Origin of the sequence: Nitrosospira sp. Nsp13, from assembly GCF_900101945.1 — a bacterium.
GTDB lineage: Bacteria > Pseudomonadota > Gammaproteobacteria > Burkholderiales > Nitrosomonadaceae > Nitrosospira > Nitrosospira multiformis_D.
Window position 1 is genome coordinate 215,195 of record NZ_FMVD01000002.1, and the last position, 16,821, is coordinate 232,015.

The following is a 16,821-nucleotide window of genomic DNA, read 5'->3' on the forward strand; positions in this document are numbered from 1 at the left end:
TAGATCAATATGGGACGGATGGTCAGAGTCCCTTTTTCTGCCGGACGAATGGTCAGAGTCCTCACATTGGACGGGTGGTCAGAGTCCTAGATGACAGCCAACTGGGAAAAGTTGGCATATTCAGAACGATTTATTAATTACCATTATAATTACTTCACAAAAAAATGACAATCCAGATGGATCAAATAGCTTATATCATGGCCAATCAGTATTGCATTATCTGTGGAGTGATAATTTATTGATGATTGGATAAGAATTTGCGTCATCTGGCGATAAGCGTCGTTTCTTTCATTTTTTGACTCCACGCAGCTTGCTCATACTTGCGTATCAATGCTGAAGTGTGCGATTGCAAGTCTTGTGCTCGCTTGCCATAAAGGTAGCTTTTATCCTCGTAGTGCTCCAATAACCTTTTCTGCTCGTCCGCCTTTACCTGCATTTCTTTGGCAGTATCTTTAGGGGTTTTTCGCCAAAACGCTGTGCTCATTTGAGGATGACACAGCCTGAGTTGCTGATTCAAGAAGATTTTCTGCTTTTATGGTGCTCATGGGCGCACCCATAGCCAATAAGCCAAGCAGGGATAAAACCGCAAAAGTATCTTTTGCTTTTGTGCCGAGTGTCGTTGCCATTTTGATTCTCCTGTTCCATTTGATTAAAAATCAATATTGGACGGATGGTCAGAGTTCCTTTTGCTGCCGGACGAATGGTCAGCGTCCTGATTAAACCGGCATTGCGCCGATGGACGGGTAGTCAGAGTCCTAAGATGCCAGGCAAACTACTACGGGAGCCTCGGAGTTTGTTCTGACATGCCAAGTACGGCATCAGTTACGTCCTGTTTGCGGCATTTCGCCGCCATGAATCGCGTAACCTGGCTGAGATGGTTGTGCCATTTGGCGATGAGCCATGGCTTCCTTCATGTTGGCCCACGCCGCTTGCTCATACTTGCGTATCAAAGCTGCGGTATGCGATTTCAAATTACGAGATTGCCAGCCATACAGATTTGTCTGCTCGTACTGTTCAAGTAGCGTCTTCTGCTCATCTGCCTTTGCTTGCATTTCCCGGGCGGCATCTTCAAAACGCTTCGCCAGAATGCTGTGCTCGTTTGAGGATGGTGCAGCCTGAATAGTTGATTCAGGAAGATTTTCTGCTTTTACGGTGCTTATGGGTGCACCCACAGCCAATAAACCAAGCAGGGATAAAACTGCAAAAGTATCTTTTGCTTTTGTGCCGAGTGTGGTTGCCATTTTGATTCTCCTGTTCCATTTGATTAAAAATCAATTTGGACGGATGGTCAGAGTCCCTTTTTGCTGCCGGACGAATGGTCAGAGTCCTGATTAAACCGGCATTGCGCCGATGGACGGGTGGTCAGAGTCCCAAATACGGCTACATATTAATTTCCTCACAATAAAAATGGTATTAGGGAAACCCTTATTTTGCTCTAAGGGAAACCCTTAGATAGAGTGCATATTGATTCACCTCAATGGAAGGCTTTCGATTCTGTCAGGAAATTGGAGCTGCATGTATTCGATGTCCTGCCCGATGAAAAACAGATGTGAGCATCTTGTTCTAGAGCCTAGACAAAACATCCCTGCCTTAATCGTTTCTTGGCAAAACAGGCGAAGTGCGGAGCTCAGATCTGTTAGCTACCGTGGGTTTGATAGTGAGCGTTGGGGCAAAGAGCGTACCTGACAACATATTCCGCAATGCTTCCCAAAGTGAAATGGTTTCACCCTGAATAGCCATGCGTGCCGCGGATCAAGATCGGCTTCCTGTTCAGCAGCCACCCTACGATTTCTTTACTAGGGTCGCCTTCGATAAAAATGGTTTCAGTGCGGGTGCCAAACGATTCCGCGAGTGTTCGCACCAGTTTTGCTGATTAAACGCGGATTAATATGGATGTGTCGTGCTTTCCATGAAAATCTCCTAGTTGAATCGTTAAAAGCGAATGATCGGAGGGGAAGCAATGGAAGGTCGGTGCAAGACCGACCAATCCGTTGATACTCGTCGGGCAGAAGGAAGGTCGTCACGCTGCGACCAACTTCTGTGGTGATCCACAATGTGTTGTCGCCATAACCCTTGTCGGACTTCTCCGTGTCTTGATCTGAGAAAAATCCACCGGCCCGAAATACCAGCCATCGGAAGACGTAGTACGCCCATCCGACATGAGCAGCAATTCGAATTTTCCCAGGGTACAAGTACTCGACGGATAACGTGGCATCGCTCTGTCTCGCCGTTCCCGACCGGACAGCCTGAGCCTTTTCGGCATCGGCCTACTTGGTTTTTTTGCCTTTGCCTGGCGATATCGTCACTCCGCCACGCCGAGAGTGGAGATAATCCTAAATCCGGTAGTTGACCACTCATTTAATAGATCAGAGTTATGATTAATAACAATATTTCTTATTATATTTGACTCTCACCTTCTGGGTGAGGCCCGCTACGGGGTGAATTGCACCGTTTTTGCGGCACATGGCTGCGTTGCAACTTCTTGGAATGGAACAACCATTCCGCGTCGTTGCGCCTTGCCCTGCACCCCAAAAACTGCACACTTCACCTCGTCCAACTACCGGATTTAGGATAATCTAAATTACTTTAGAGCACCTCAAAGAAACCCGATTCTCATTCGTGCAATAGACCATCCGGCACTCGCAGCCAATAAATTCTAGCTGGCAAGTTTTGCGCCAAGTACATCCACATGCTCGATTTGCGGGGCTTCGGCGAGTAGATCGGACGCATTGGCCATCAGTGCCGCGGCAATAGGACCTGTCAAATGCGCTGATCGCCCCGCCTCGTCGGTGAATGCGTCGAAAATGCCAAAAGTCGAAGGGCCCAGCTGTAGCGCGAACCAGACTGGCGTGGTGGTTTCCGCATTTGCCAGGGCAAGTCCCTGCTCGAGAAAACGGATGACATCGGCTTCTTTTCCAGGCTTGGCTTGTAATCGCACCAACAATGCAACTTTTATCATGAAAATTTCCTCTCTTTTGAAGTTGGACAACGAGAGGCTGACTCTAGAGAGTTCATCAGGTCTTGCCAAGTGGCAAGATTGACAAATTTGATATAATTCTTGCCATGCGTATCCACATTCTCGCACTTGATGAAGTTTTTGACACCGGGTTGTCAACTATTCTCGATACCCTGAGTGTTGCGAATGATCTCGCGGGCGCCAACAATGATTTTTCAACCCATTTCGAGATAACCATTATTGGTACACGCCGCCATGTGCGTACCAATCAGGGATTATCGGTGCCAGTGGTGCCGGCCACCCGATGCGCATACCCGGATGTCGTATTGATTCCCGCACTCGGGGCAAAAATGCCTGAAACGCTGCGAGCGGCGCTTGAACGCCGCGATGTAGCGGACGCCGGCAAGCTTTTGCGGCAATGGTCTGATAGCGGTGTTCTGGTGGGAGCCGCATGCACTGGAACATTTGTTCTTGCAAACACTTTGCTTCTCAATGGGCAGAGCGCTACCACCTCATGGTGGCTTGCCCCCCTGTTTCGAGAGCTTTATCCCCTTGTGACGCTGGAAGAGTCCCGCATGGTAGTAAACTCGTCTCGTTTTGTCACCGCCGGGGCCGCGCTTGCGCATATCGATCTCGCGCTATGGCTTGTGAGGCGCAGCAGTCCGGCGCTCGCGGCATTAACGGCCCGTTTTCTCGTCATCGAACCCCGCCCATCGCAGGCAATTTTTGCGATTCCCGATCATCTTGCGCATGAGGACCCCCTGGTCGAACGGTTTGAGCAGTGGGCACGACTGAGATTAGCCGCTGGCTTCTCACTTAGCGATGCAGCCAGCGCGGCAGGGACGAGCGAGAGAACGCTTTCCCGCCGCCTGCGGGCCGTACTGGGTAAAACTCCACTTTCCTATTTTCAGGATCTTCGTGTCGAGCGCGCACTACATCTTTTGAGAACGAGCAGCGACAGTGTTGATCTGATTGCAACTCAGGTCGGTTATGCTGATGGCACGACATTGCGTACGCTCCTGCGACGCAAGATGGGCCGCGCCGTGAGTGAGCTGCGCATATCTGCTGATCATTCCAGCAAAGAGTGCTGAGGCGAGGGTCCCGTGGTTAAATTATCTTTGCCATGAACCAACCGGTACAGTACCGGTAATACAAGCAGCGTCAGCGCGGTGGATGACAGGATACCGCCAATCACCACTGTCGCCAGCGGACGTTGCACTTCCGCACCAGTGCTCGTGGCAAGGGCCATGGGAATAAATCCAATGGCTGCCACCAGCGCCGTCATCAACACCGGCCGCAGCCGGGTGAGAGTGCCGGTTTGTATGGCATCATCCAGCGTGAATCCTTTCTCCCGCAGGTCACGGATAAAGGCCAGCATCACCAGGCCGTTCAACACCGCCACCCCGGACAGTGCGATAAATCCAACGCCAGCGGAAATCGATAAGGGGATGTCGCGCAACCACAGTGCCAGGATCCCGCCGCTGAGGGCAAACGGAACACCGGTAAACATCAGCAGCCCGTCCCGGAAATTGCCGAACATCGTATAAAGCAGAACGAGAATCAGGCCCAGAGCAAGTGGAATAACGATCTGGAGGCGTTGCGCGGCGGAAATCAATTGCTCGAATTGCCCTCCCCATGTTACCCAGTAGCCGGACGGGATCTGCACCTTCTCAGCGATGAGGGCTTGCGCTTCGTTGACAAACGAACCGAGATCCCGGCCACGTATGTTTGCGGTGACCACCACCCTGCGTTTGCCATTTTCGCGGCTCACCTGATTGGGGCCCTGGACAATTTCCAGATTGGCCACCTCGCTTAACAGGACATAACCAGAAACGTTATTTTGAGCAGCCGCGCCGGCGTTCGCATCAGGTAGTTTGATCGGTAAGCGACTGAGTGTTTCAATGTCACTGCGCAGTGACTCGGGTAGCCGGACCTGCAATTCGAAACGGCGATCGCCCTCATAAATAGTGCCAGCGATTCTTCCACCAATACCGATGGTGACAGCGTCTTGAACATCTACTCCGTTCAAGCCGTAGCGCGCCATCCTGGCGCGATCCATTTGTATGGAAAGTACCGGCAGCCCCGTAATCTGTTCGATCCGCACATCCGCCGCCCCCGGGACGGTATCGAGAACCTTCTCGACCTGCTCCGCTGTGGCGAGCAGTGTATCCATATCATCACCGAACACCTTTACCGCGACGTCCGCGCGCACCCCCGACAGCAGTTCGTTGAAACGCATCTGTATGGGCTGGGTGAACTCGTAATTGTTGCCGGGTATTTGCCGCACGGCCTGTTCCATTGCGGCCACCAGTTCCGGCTTGGTATGGTGCGGGCCTGGCCATTCCGATTCTGGTTTAAGAATGACGAAGATGTCCGCAACACTCGGGGGCATCGGGTCGGTTGCAATCTGGGCGACTCCGACCTTGGAGAAGATCCTCTCCACCTCGGGGAATGCCTTGATTTTTTTCTCCACCTCGTTTTGCATCTCGATGGACGTGGTCAGGCTTGTGCCGACAATGCGTATCGCATGGAGCGCGATATCCCCCTCGTTGAGGCTGGGTATAAACTCGCTGCCCATGCGAGTTGTCAGCAGGCCGGAAAGCACCATGATCACCACGGCAAGCGTGACGGTAAGCGCCTTATTATGCATGGCGGCGGCAAGTGTGGGCACGTAAGCCTTCTTGGCCCATGTCATGGCGGGACTCTCTTTTTCCGCGACCTTGCCGGACAGAAAGAGTGCGATCGCGGCCGGAACAAAAGTCACGGACAGAATCATCGCGCCCAGGAGTGCGATCACCACGGTGAAAGCCATGGGATGGAACATTTTTCCTTCCACTCCCGAGAGCGCGAAGATGGGGAGGTAGACCACCATGATAATCAGTTCCCCATAAATCAATACCCGCCGCGCTTCCCTGGATGCGTCGAAGACCACTGAGAAGCGCTCTGTGGGGGTTAATTCCCGCCCCAGCCGTTCCTGCTCATGGGCCAGCCGCCGGATGCTATTTTCGATAATGACGATGGCACCGTCCACGATGATGCCAAAATCGAGCGCCCCCAGGCTCATCAGGTTGGCGCTGACGTGATGGGCGACCATGCCACTGAAGGTAAACAGCATGGAAAGCGGGATGACAAGCGCGGCAATGAGCGCCGCGCGCAAGTTGCCTAGAAACAGGAACAACACCACGATTACCAGCGTGGCGCCCTCGAATAGATTGGTGGCAACGGTGCGAATGGTTTTGTCCACCAGGTTGGTGCGATCATATACGGCGGTGGCAACCACCCCTTCAGGCAGAGTACGATTAATCCCGGTTAGTTTCTCAGCTACGGCTCTGGATACGGCGCGGCTGTTTTCGCCGATCAGCATATGAGCGGTGCCCAGCACCACTTCTCCGCCGTTCTGCGTGGCGGCGCCGTTGCGCAGTTCCTTACCGATAATCACATCAGCGACATCCTTGACGCGTATCGGCACTCCCTGGCGGCTTCCCAGAATGATGTTGGCGATCTCGTCCAGGTTCGTTACTTGTCCGGGTGCCCGGACCAGATACTGCTCGCCGCTTTTTTCGATATAACCGGCGCCGACATTGAGATTGTTGCGTTCCAGAGCCAGGACGACATCTTGTAGCGTCAGACCGAACGAGAGCAGTTTTTCCGGATAAGGCGTCACGTGATATTGCTTGACGTAACCGCCGATCGCGTTGATTTCGGTGACGCCCTTCACCATGCGTAACTGGGGCCGGATGATCCAGTCCTGGATTTCACGCAAATCCGTGATGTTATACGCTGTGCCATCCGGTTTTTTCACGCCTTCCCCAGCGTGGACGGTCCACATGAAGATTTCCCCCAAGCCGGTGGAGATTGGCCCCATCACGGGTACGATCCCCGCAGGCAGGCTGCCCTGTGCTTCCTGAATACGCTGATTCACCAATTGCCGGGCGAAGTAGATATCCGTGCCGTCGTCAAAAATAACGGTAACCTGGGATAGTCCGTAGCGCGAGATGGAGCGGGTATGGTGGAGATGGGGAAGTCCGGCCATCACGGTCTCGATTGGGAAAGTCACCCGTTGCTCGGCTTCCACCGGCGAATAACCGGGTGCCTGTGTATTGATTTGCACCTGTACATTGGTAATATCCGGAACTGCGTCAATGGGCAGCCTGTGGTAACTGTAAACCCCCAATCCAGCCATCGCCAGCACCGCGCCCAGGACGAATCCGCGCCGCTGTATGGATATGCGTAAAATACGTTCTATCATGGTCTTATCTTCGATGGACGTTTCATTGAGGGGGGCTTTCCGGGCGGCCAATATGATTTTCAATGATCATGGGATGCGCCGGCCTTGCCGAGTTCGGCTTTGATGGCGAAGCTATTCCCCGCCGCATATTGCTCTCCGGCGGAAAACCCGTTAAGTACTTCGACCATCCTGCCATCACTGCGACCCAGTTTCAGTGGACGCGCTTCGAAGTATTGGCCGTAGCGGCCGAATACCACTGACCAATCATGTAATGTCTGAATCGCATCCACGGAGACGGCGACCGGAACCTCAATTTCTTCCGTCACCAGCTCCGCGGTAACGAACATGCCGGGGAGCCAATGGCCATCCTTGTTATCCAGCACAACCCGTGCTGTGGCGCTGCGGGTTTGGACGCCAATAAGTGCGCTGATAAAGGAAATGACGCCCGCCCCTTCGACATCGATCGCGGTTGATCTGATGACAGCTTTCTCTCCCAGTCTAAGTACCTCCAGGTCTTTCGCATAAACCGTGACCTGAGCCCATACTGTCGACACGTCCGCTATGGTAAAGATGGCCGTATCCTCCTTGAGCGTCTGACCCTGGGCTATGGCTTTAGCTGTGATGAGCCCCGGATTTGGGGCGCGGATCTCGTAGCGGGCCAGATCACCTCGTTGGTGAATTGCCTCGGGCGGTACTCCAAGCGTACGCAATTTGGCCAAGGCAAGATCCGAGGCGATCTCGGCTTCAGTCAAAGCCTGCTGCGCAGCCAAATAATCCTGCTTGGCGGAGATCTTTTCTTCCCACAATTGCTTCTCACGCTCAAACGTCACTCGCGCCAAGCCGAATCGTTTTCGCGCGGCGAGGAATTGTGCACGCATTTCAGCCAGTATTTGACTTTCGATGACTGCAAGCACCTCACCTTTCTTCACCTGTTGACCGTGATGGCGATAGACCGCGGTGACTATGCCTGGTAGACGCGGCACGACTTGTACAATAGTGTGTTCGTCGAATACGATTTCGCCGGGCAGCTTGAGTGTGGGCCTGATCGTAGCCGGTCCGGCAGTGCGTATTTCCACGCCGATACTCTTTAGTACTTCATCCGGCATTTCCACTCGTGCCTCGATCTGGTTGTAACCCCAGCGAAAGGTTCTACCCTTGTGTTCGGCGGCAATTGCCATATCGAAAGAGTGAGGCTCTTCCACCACTTGGTCGCCGAGCAGATAGCCGGCCTCAGGCTTGAAATTAAATACCTGCGCCGGTGCACCGAGACGCGATAGTGTGACGGTGACTCTGGCGGCTGCGGGAGGAAGTGGCTTGCCGTTTTCATAGAGGTAGAGCCGCAACTGGGGTGGCACCCCTTTCTCGAAGATAGTAATCTCCACGCCGAAGCCCTCGGTAGTGAATAGCTTCCCACCTTTAGGGCCTTTGCCTGGCCCGCGCTCTATATTTTTATCCGCTGTCGGCGCGTCCCCGGTTTCGGAATACTTGTGCGCGTGGCTGGATGAATGAGCTTCGTCATGATCATCATGATCGTCATGCGGGGCATGGGACGAGTCAGTCTTGCCATGGTTACTGTGCGTAGCCTCGGGTACCGCAGCTTTGTCCCAGGTAAGAATGAGTCCCCCCAACACAATTCCAATTGCGATAACGATGACTATTAAGATGGTTTGCCGTTTACTCACAATCCACTCCTTGAAGCTGTATTCGCGTTCATGCCATTGCTGGCCGAAGGGCTCAATCTGACTTCTGCGACGCCATCAATCGGTGCTGCAATCAAACGTTCTATTTCATTGACCAGCCGCTGATAATTCGCTAGCGCGCGTACATACAAAGTCTGGTTCTGAAATAAGGTGCGCTGCGCGTCCAGCACTTCGAGATAGCCGAATTTTCCCAATTCGTAGCCTTTGTTGGTAACTTCAAAGGCGCTCTTGGCGGCGGGAAGTATCTCGTCGCGTAAAATGCCGGTTTCTCTTTGCGCGGCCGACAATGCCTCATAGGCCTGCGCAAGCTCGGTTTTAAGCCGCAACTCGAGGGCTGCCTGCTCGTCAATGGCTTTATTCACGCGTTGATGGGCTTCCCGGATATTGCCCTGATTGCGATTAAATAATGGCAGCGGTAATGTCACGGCGGCGATAGGCGTATTGCCTCCGAGCTGCGCGTGGTGCACGACACCAGCATTAATGGTGAGGTTTGGTATGCGCCGTGTTTCCTCCACTTCGAGCAGCGCTTTACGCTGTTCTATGTTTTTCATGGCGCGCAGCGCCATGGGGCTGGCGAGCGCACGTTCCGCAAGTGCCTCAAAATTTGGCAGAACGACTGATGATTCAAGGTTTCCCAGGACTTTGTTAAATTTTGGGAAAGCGTTGCCCCATAGCAGAGTCAGCCGCTTGCGTGCCGCAGCCAGATCGCGTTGTGCCTGTTCCAGCTCAATTCGAGTAGTGGAAAATGCGACTCCCGCTCGGGTTTCCTCGATGGGTGGCACCTTGCCGGCCTGAACGCGCTTTGCTACTGCGTTCACCACCCTCTGCGCCAGTTGCTGGCTCTCCTCTGCAAGTCGTAGACGCTCTTGCCCCGCAAGGACCTCGGTAAACACATTTGCCACCCGTGCAATAAGTTCCACACGTCTGGTTTCAAAGTCTTGAGCGGCCAGTTCCTGGTTGAGTGAGGCAGCCATCACACGCGCAGCACGTTTTCCGCCAAGCTCGATCAGTTGACTGATCCGAATCGTGGTGAGTTGTTGTACAACTTCTTTTGCGACGGACTCGGCGGAATTAACATTGCTTGTAAGTGGCTGGGTATTTCCAATATTCTCGACGTTCACCAATAGCTCAGGATTCGGCAACAGTCCGGCTTGAAGTGTGGCCCCTTCAAGGGCACGCATTTCCTTGGTGAAAGCCGCCAGTTCAGGATTACGCTGCAATGTAAGGCGTGCGGCATCACGCAAAGTAAGGTCATTCTTTTCCCCGGGCAAAGAGGGAGTGGAGTCATCCACGTTTCCACCCGGCAATGTGCCAGAAAAAGTATTTCCGGCAATGGCCGCGGATGTGCAACTGAGCGTCAGAATAAGCAATCCGGTCGATACCCGGCGTCGTGGCACCGTGAACGATGCTTTAAAGTTCATGGGAATTTCTCCGCAAGTGTTATGCGTCAATAACCCGCTGCGTAATCAATTGCGCAATCGACATCGCTATGAGCGAAGCGGTTATAACGCCGATACAAGGCGGCAGGTCCGCGTGGCGGGTCGTTTGACATTGCTTCAGGCGGCTTTAGCTGCCCTTGGTTGCCTTAGTCGCCTTTAGTTGACTTGGGGCAAACCAGGCAAATGTCAGGAGTTAACCTGTGGACTGCCGATCTAGCTTGCGAAGTGACTTTTGGGAGGATGAAGCGGGGAATCCGGAATGGATTCGGGAACGGTGACAGAAACAAATACCATCAAGGCTTCCACACCGGCGGAAGCAGGTACGAGCGGAGGTGATGTAAAGAAAAAGGGCTGATATTGCCCGGCTGCATGGAGGCACAGATGCGTAGCGGCATCCATATGGCCTTCATCCTTGAAAACACTATTCTGATGAGCCTCAAGATGCGCCGCCGGATCGAGCGAGAGAACATGATGCTCATGATCCAGTTCGTGGGCAAATACCTCGCCATTAAACGCCCAGCCAAATGCGTTCGTCAGCATGCTGACAAATAATACAAATATGACAGAATAGATGTGGTGGCGTTTACTCATGACGCTCAGATTGTATACCCCTGTAAACGGTACTGCCAAATTTGTTTTTCATGTGATTTCCCAGTGTCGTCGGGTGATTGCCTGGATAACCGAAAAATACTCAAATGCTCCGCCATATGCGGCCGTAATTGGACGGGACAGTTAGCCAGCGCTCCTGCCCCGCATCGGTAGAAAAGTTATCCAGGCCGTGCAGTTGCTCGGTGTAGCTGCCGGCGCGCATGAAAATGAACGGGACACTCTGATCAACATCAGTGAAATTCACTGCTACCAGACTCGTCGCGGCGGCGGTCTCACGCTGGAACAGCAGGATGCCACGCGATAGGTAACGCTCGTAATCGTTGTAAAAATAATGGCTGCCACGACGCAACTCGGCGCAACTCTTACGCAGGTTCATTAGCCCGCGGGTCAGCTTGACCAGGCTTTTACCCGCCGTGTCGTAGAAATAATCCCAGCGCAGCGGCCGCAGCAATAGGACCCGGCCGAGACCCGAATCGGGCAAGAAGTAGTTTTCGCCAAATTCCTGGCCCTGCCATAGCATGGGAATGCCTTTGGCCGCGAGCAGCGCAATCAGATAGGGTTGGAGCCGATACTATTGCGTACGGTCGCCTTCCGCAAATAACAGATTCCAGTCGCGATGACGCAGGCTGAATTCACATAGAAAGCGGCTGTGGTCATGGTTCTCGATGTATTGTAGCGGAGCCTTGACCATTGTTTCGCCATTGTGGGTTGCCTGTTCGACGTATCCAAGCGCGCCAAGCCGCTGGCCGAGATTCCCGATCGCACCCGCCGCGCCGCGAGCGCAAGCCACTGCGGCTCCATAAGTGGCATTCTGCCAGGTGGCATTGCTGTAGCTTTGCTCGAGGATCTGTTCCGGGGCTTCCAGTTGTTCAGCGATCTGGATCAGCCGTGGGCCTTCCGGTGCATCGAACCGGCTTAGGCTGGTGAGGCTGGCGATCGAGGTTCTGACGTATTCGTAGGTATGGAAGACCAGATTGGCATAACCCATACCCAGCGCGCCATCCCAGTAGTTCGGCACGCAATCATAGCGGAAGCCGTCGATATGATAGGTATTCAACCAGTGCAGGTTAACACTGAAGAAGAAATCGCGGGTCAGAGTGCGGTTGAAATCAGTGCTGACACCGAAATAGTTCTGAGCAAACAACCCCATGAACGGATTTTCCTGGTACTGGAGCCGCCGGTAGAGATCAGCGTAGGGGAAGTCCTCGCCGGTATGACCATAAACCGCGTCAACAATTACCGCTAGTCCGCGCTGGTGTGCCGCATCGACGAATCGCTGGAAATCGTCGCGTCGCCCAAAGCGTTCATCGACTCCAAAATAGCCCAGTGGCAGATAACCCCAGTCAACCTCCAGCGAAACATTGTTGACGGGCATTACCGACAGCGCATTCACGCCGAGATCGGCAAGGTAGTCGAGCCGGTCGATAGCACCTTGCAAGCCGGTACCGAATTCGGCGAGGTTCAGCTCATACAGAATCAAGTCGTTTAGCGCGGGTGTTCTCCAACCCGTCTCGCCAGCGCTCCAGGAGTAAGGGGTGTAGCCGAGCGTGAAGGCCGAAAGTTTGCCGGTGGCATACTCGCGCGCGTAAGGATCGACGATCCAATCCAGTGCACCGGCGTTTGGATTGTGCAGCTCGAAACGGTACACATGCCGGTCAGGCGCACCGAAATGCGAGCCTGGCTGCGAGTCGCGAGTCGTGTTGAAATCGACGGCTGCCGACCAGATATCGCCATAATCGGCATTGACATCATGCCGCAGTTCGAACGCAAGCGGTTGAATCGCCTGGATGAACTGGTCGCGCTCGTGAATGATTTTCACAAATAGGCGATTGCCATCTGCTGCCGAAATCCATGGCAACAATATGCCGAAATTTACCACGCCAGGCGTGGATTCGTGGGGGCCGAGCCGATTCAGAGGAAGATTTTTCATGACTTGATACTCATGGTTCCCCGACTAATAGAGTGGGTGTTTCCGACTGTTAACAGATTATCCGCGATAGGTGATCAGGGACTTTCGTCACTTTCGCCACCCTTCGGTCCCCAGAATACCACCCACGTTCCAAAATCACTGGAGAAATTCTCGAACCGATGCTCAACATTGGCCGCCACAAAAAGACAATCACCCGCTTTGAATGGATGGGAATTCCCGCGAATAACGAGTTCACCCGTTCCCCTATGGATAAAATAGGCTTCATCCTGTTCATGCGGGGTTTGCGGGTCATAGCCGGTGGGGGTATAGTACTCAACCGACATGGTCCCGTGGGCAAGAGCGACGGCGAATGGCTCACCCATAGGCCACTCCGCCGTGACGGGACCAGGGATGCGGGAGAGTACTTCTTCAACGGTTACTTTGGTTTTCAATGGACCCTCCTGACGGAACAAATTGCTAACGGCCTGCCTGGCTTGAAGAATCTAGGCAAAATAGGATCGGCCAGATAGGATCGGCCAGACATCTTGCAGCGGATCTCCTTTAAGTTGGACAAGTTGTTAGTCATCGGTAACAGGCTCATCGATGGAGCTGTCCGGTAATTTCTGGAAACTGCCTGAAAGCGCCGCAAGAAACTGGCTACGGGCAGTCAGGAACTTATAAAGCGGGAAGGCGAGGACGCCAAAGAATAGTCCCAGAAGCAGGCCAGCAAACGGCGCCAAAAGGAGAACAAGAAATGCTTTGCTGATACCGCTGCTCTGAAAGGTATAAAAGGCATTGAAAGGTGAAAATAGCGTATTGGCGCAACAGAATGCCAATGAATTGAATTTGATAAAGGAAATGAAGTCCAGTTGTACGAGGTATTTGCTCATTTTTAGCCTTCATCCTTCACCGCATAATTAAGCGCTTCCACCAAAGCGCGGTTGCGTGAGTTTTGATTGTATGAAATCTGCGCCCGGCACACAATGGCATGTACGCTGCCTGCGAAGTGCGATTGTTCACTGCTTTGCGAATCGGCATGATGAACCTTTCAATCTGATCCCGGTAGTTGTATCGAAGGTACCAGAAAATTGCGTTAAACCCAGATAATCCATTAGGCGGCTCTCCGAGCCTACCGAGTGCTGGCGGCCGGTTTGCGACCATCTTCGCCACGTGGCCGGCGTCCATAGACCCAGTGATGGACTTTTCCCAACCGGCAAAAACTGTCTCGCAACCTGCCTCGCCATCACCTCGCACCCTAATGGATTATCTGGTTCGAACCAGGAAAACGAACGGCTTGCCGGAATCAGGGTTGTATGGTTTGTGCTTCATGGTTCCAAAAACAGTCGTATTGTTCAGGGAAGATCCGATCAAGTTGATGTTTAGGTGACCCATGCTAGACTGATACAAAGAATGCGAGATTCCTGTCTTCCAATGCAATGTTTCACGCTGCCATTTTTGAAGAATGATACTTTCGGTATAGCGCACAGCTGGGCTCACTGATCTGTGCAACAGGAACTGTTTTTTTGCCAAGAGAGGATGCCATGGAACAGCCTGCCGCAACCGGGTTCAACCTGCCCGACGGGGTGATTGCGCTGGTGCCAATGCGCAATGTCGTATTGTTTCCGCATGTCCTGATGCCCATCACCGTTGGCCGCGTGAAGTCGATCGCCGCTGTTGAGCACGCGCTTCAATCCAATACCCCGGTCGGTATCGTGTTGCAGAAGGACGCCGCTATCGATGACCCGGGCATTGATGCGCTATGCCCCATCGGTACGGTGGCCAACATCATGCGACACATTACCTCGGCCGATGGGTTACGCCATGCCGTATGCCAAGGGATTGAGCGTTTCCGCATCGAGGAACTGGTGGAGGGTTACCCATTCCTGGCAGCTCGTGTGCAGCGTATTGATGAATCGGAACTGGTTTCTACCCAGGCTGAAGCGCTTGCCATGCAATTGCGTGAACGTGCGGTCGAGGTCCTGTCGCTGCTGCCCGGCGTGCCCGCGGAGCTTGCGCATGCACTGCAGGCAACGCGTGCACCATCGCACCTGGCGGATATTACCGCCAGTCTGCTCGATACGGAAGTAAATGAGAAGCAGATGCTGCTTGAAACCATGCGTACCGAGGAAAGGCTGCAAAAGGTGTTGCAGATCCTGTCGCGCCGCATCGAAGTACTCAGGCTGTCGCAGGAAATCGGTGAGCGAACGAAGGAACAATTGGAGGATCGTGAACGCAAGTTTCTTTTGCGTGAACAATTGAAGACCATCCAGAAGGAACTCGGAGAAAGCGATGGCAATGATCAGGAAATCGAGCAGCTGGGTGAGGCGATCACCAACGCCGGCATGCCAGAGGAGGTAGAAGCCCAGGCGCGCAAAGAATTGCAGCGGTTGCAGCGGATGCCAGGTGCGTCGAGTGAATATTCAATGCTTCATACTTATCTGGAATGGATGACTGAATTGCCTTGGCGGCTGCCGGCCGATCCACCCATCGATTTGAATGCCGCACGCCAGATTCTTGAGGCCGACCACTTCGGACTTGATCGTGTCAAGCGGCGTATTATCGAATTCCTGGCGGTACAAAAGCTCAAGCCTCAGGGCCGCGCGCCAATTCTATGTTTCGTCGGGCCGCCAGGGGTGGGCAAGACTTCCCTCGGCCAGAGCATCGCGCGCGCATTGCAGCGGCCATTCGTCCGCGTGTCGTTGGGCGGGGTACACGACGAAGCCGAGATGCGTGGTCACCGCCGCACCTATATTGGCGCAATGCCGGGTAATATCGTACAAAGCTTGCGCAAAGCCGGTGCGCGCAACTGTGTGATGATGCTCGATGAGGTCGACAAGATGTCGGCCAGTCTCCATGGCGATCCATCGGCGGCGCTGCTCGAAGTGCTGGATCCAGAACAGAATTCGACCTTTCGCGACAATTATCTCGGCGTACCGTTTGATTTGAGCCGTGTTGTCTTCATTGCTACGGCGAATGTAATCGATCATGTGCCGCCCCCGGTACGCGACCGCATGGAGATCATCGATCTGCCGGGCTATACCCGCGAGGAAAAACTTCAGATCGCGCTGCGCTATCTGGTGCACCGTCAACGCGAGGCTAATGGCCTGAGCGAAGCGCAGTGTGAACTGGCGACCGAGGCGCTGGATAGCATCATTGCCAATTACACGCATGAGGCTGGAGTGCGCCAGTTCGAACGGGAAATTGGGCGCGTAATGCGCCACATAGCCATGCGTGTCGCCGATGATGAGCGCCTTCAGGTAAGTGTCAATGCCGCGGACCTCGACGCCATCCTCGGGCCCGCGAAATTCGAGCATGAAATCGGGCTGCGTACCAGTCTACCGGGGGTGGCCACCGGTCTGGCCTGGACGCCGGTGGGCGGCGACATCCTCTTCATCGAAGCCACGCGGGTAAGTGGCAGAGGACAACTGATTCTGACCGGCCAGTTGGGCGATGTCATGAAGGAGAGCGCTCAGGCCGCGCTCACCCTGTTAAAAGCACATGCAAACGACCTCAATATTCCCGCGGCAATGTTCGACGGCATCGACGTGCATGTGCACGTGCCGGCGGGCGCTATTCCAAAGGATGGCCCCAGTGCCGGGGTTGCCATGTTCGTGGCGCTCACGTCACTTTTTACCGATCGGCCAGTGCATCACGACGTGGCAATGACTGGCGAAATCAGTTTGCGTGGATTGGTACTGCCAGTGGGTGGCATCAAGGAGAAGGTGCTTGCCGCACAACGCGCGGGCTTGCGGAGAGTGCTGTTGCCAGCCCGCAATCAGAAAGATCTGAGCGAAGTACCCGAAGCGGCGCGGGCCGCTTTACAGTTCATCTTGCTGGAAACCGTGGCTGATGCGATTCAGGCGTCACTGGGCGAGCGCGGCGCCCGTCCTTCTGAGTCAGCGTTCAAGCTTGTCTGAGCGCAGAGCTGGCTGGACCCAGGCAATTCAATTTTCGGGTATTGGTGTTCGATTGCTAACAGG

The 16,821-nt window shown here is 53.9% G+C and carries 14 protein-coding genes; 2 read left to right on the forward strand and 12 right to left on the reverse strand.

The features are described 5' to 3' along the window. Positions 1-262: 262 nt before the first annotated feature. From BLO43_RS04520 to BLO43_RS04545, 4 genes are all read right to left on the reverse strand, one after another. Positions 263-484 (reverse strand): hypothetical protein, encoded by a 222-nt coding sequence (locus BLO43_RS04520; protein WP_090906025.1) that lies wholly within the window; start codon positions 482-484, stop codon positions 263-265. Next, complete coding sequence (locus tag BLO43_RS16720; protein WP_175443857.1) at positions 453-626, reverse strand: hypothetical protein; 174 nt, start codon at positions 624-626, stop codon at positions 453-455. The genes BLO43_RS04520 and BLO43_RS16720 overlap by 32 nt, the downstream gene beginning before the upstream one ends. Positions 627-818: 192 nt before the next feature. Next, complete coding sequence (locus BLO43_RS04530; protein ID WP_090906027.1) at positions 819-1,241, reverse strand: hypothetical protein; 423 nt, start codon at positions 1,239-1,241, stop codon at positions 819-821. A gap of 1,415 nt (positions 1,242-2,656) precedes the next feature. Continuing rightward, entirely contained in the window at positions 2,657-2,959 is a 303-nt protein-coding gene (locus BLO43_RS04545; RefSeq protein ID WP_090906028.1) for a putative quinol monooxygenase, read from the reverse strand. A 104-nt stretch (positions 2,960-3,063) separates the two neighbouring features. Here BLO43_RS04545 and BLO43_RS04550 point away from each other — a divergent pair, with 104 nt between their 5' ends. Continuing rightward, positions 3,064-4,047 (forward strand): GlxA family transcriptional regulator, encoded by a 984-nt coding sequence (locus BLO43_RS04550; RefSeq protein WP_090906098.1) that lies wholly within the window; start codon positions 3,064-3,066, stop codon positions 4,045-4,047. On the opposite strand, the gene BLO43_RS04555 is transcribed toward BLO43_RS04550, so the two are convergent. The 8 genes from BLO43_RS04555 to BLO43_RS04585 all read right to left on the reverse strand — a co-directional run bounded on the left by BLO43_RS04555 (position 4,026) and on the right by BLO43_RS04585 (position 13,731). After that, entirely contained in the window at positions 4,026-7,205 is a 3,180-nt protein-coding gene (locus tag BLO43_RS04555) for an efflux RND transporter permease subunit (protein ID WP_090906099.1), read from the reverse strand. The genes BLO43_RS04550 and BLO43_RS04555 overlap by 22 nt on opposite strands. 59 nt (positions 7,206-7,264) lie before the next feature. Then, complete coding sequence (locus tag BLO43_RS04560) at positions 7,265-8,866, reverse strand: efflux RND transporter periplasmic adaptor subunit (RefSeq protein WP_368086131.1); 1,602 nt, start codon at positions 8,864-8,866, stop codon at positions 7,265-7,267. Further along, entirely contained in the window at positions 8,863-10,305 is a 1,443-nt protein-coding gene (locus tag BLO43_RS04565; protein WP_090906030.1) for a TolC family protein, read from the reverse strand. Before BLO43_RS04565 ends, BLO43_RS04560 begins: the two co-directional genes overlap by 4 nt. A 231-nt stretch (positions 10,306-10,536) precedes the next feature. Continuing rightward, the gene (locus BLO43_RS04570; RefSeq protein WP_175443858.1) at positions 10,537-10,914 is read right to left on the reverse strand and encodes a hypothetical protein; all 378 of its coding nucleotides are present in this window, start codon (positions 10,912-10,914) and stop codon (positions 10,537-10,539) included. A gap of 100 nt (positions 10,915-11,014) precedes the next feature. After that, positions 11,015-11,452, reverse strand: coding sequence for a hypothetical protein (locus tag BLO43_RS17020; RefSeq protein ID WP_254773328.1), 438 nt, complete (start codon positions 11,450-11,452; stop codon positions 11,015-11,017). 51 nt (positions 11,453-11,503) lie between these two features. Next, positions 11,504-12,862 carry an alpha-amylase family glycosyl hydrolase gene (locus tag BLO43_RS04575; protein WP_254773329.1) on the reverse strand — a complete coding sequence of 453 codons (1,359 nt, stop codon included), beginning with the start codon at positions 12,860-12,862 and terminating at the stop codon, positions 11,504-11,506. A 74-nt stretch (positions 12,863-12,936) separates the two neighbouring features. Further along, positions 12,937-13,293: a cupin domain-containing protein gene (locus BLO43_RS04580; RefSeq protein WP_090906031.1), complete on the reverse strand. Its 357-nt coding sequence runs from the start codon at positions 13,291-13,293 to the stop codon at positions 12,937-12,939. 126 nt (positions 13,294-13,419) lie between these two features. Beyond that, on the reverse strand, positions 13,420-13,731 hold the full coding sequence (locus BLO43_RS04585; RefSeq protein WP_090906032.1) for a hypothetical protein: 312 nt from the start codon (positions 13,729-13,731) through the stop codon (positions 13,420-13,422). Positions 13,732-14,382: 651 nt separating this feature from the next. Between BLO43_RS04585 and lon the strand changes: the two genes are divergently transcribed. After that, positions 14,383-16,758 carry an endopeptidase La gene (gene lon / locus BLO43_RS04590; protein WP_090906033.1) on the forward strand — a complete coding sequence of 792 codons (2,376 nt, stop codon included), beginning with the start codon at positions 14,383-14,385 and terminating at the stop codon, positions 16,756-16,758. The last annotated feature ends 63 nt before the right edge of the window (positions 16,759-16,821 follow it).

Bases quoted from the DNA above. Each gene is read 5' to 3' on its own strand.
- BLO43_RS04520 (WP_090906025.1), bottom strand. From the start codon at position 484: ATGAGCACAGCGTTTTGGCGAAAAACCCCTAAAGATACTGCCAAAGAA.
- BLO43_RS16720 (WP_175443857.1), bottom strand. From the start codon at position 626: ATGGCAACGACACTCGGCACAAAAGCAAAAGATACTTTTGCGGTTTTA.
- BLO43_RS04530 (WP_090906027.1), bottom strand. From the start codon at position 1,241: ATGGCAACCACACTCGGCACAAAAGCAAAAGATACTTTTGCAGTTTTA.
- BLO43_RS04545 (WP_090906028.1), bottom strand. From the start codon at position 2,959: ATGATAAAAGTTGCATTGTTGGTGCGATTACAAGCCAAGCCTGGAAAA.
- BLO43_RS04550 (WP_090906098.1), top strand. From the start codon at position 3,064: ATGCGTATCCACATTCTCGCACTTGATGAAGTTTTTGACACCGGGTTG.
- BLO43_RS04555 (WP_090906099.1), bottom strand. From the start codon at position 7,205: ATGATAGAACGTATTTTACGCATATCCATACAGCGGCGCGGATTCGTC.
- BLO43_RS04565 (WP_090906030.1), bottom strand. From the start codon at position 10,305: ATGAACTTTAAAGCATCGTTCACGGTGCCACGACGCCGGGTATCGACC.
- BLO43_RS04570 (WP_175443858.1), bottom strand. From the start codon at position 10,914: ATGAGTAAACGCCACCACATCTATTCTGTCATATTTGTATTATTTGTC.
- BLO43_RS17020 (WP_254773328.1), bottom strand. From the start codon at position 11,452: ATGCTATGGCAGGGCCAGGAATTTGGCGAAAACTACTTCTTGCCCGAT.
- BLO43_RS04575 (WP_254773329.1), bottom strand. From the start codon at position 12,862: ATGAAAAATCTTCCTCTGAATCGGCTCGGCCCCCACGAATCCACGCCT.
- BLO43_RS04585 (WP_090906032.1), bottom strand. From the start codon at position 13,731: ATGAGCAAATACCTCGTACAACTGGACTTCATTTCCTTTATCAAATTC.
- lon (WP_090906033.1), top strand. From the start codon at position 14,383: ATGGAACAGCCTGCCGCAACCGGGTTCAACCTGCCCGACGGGGTGATT.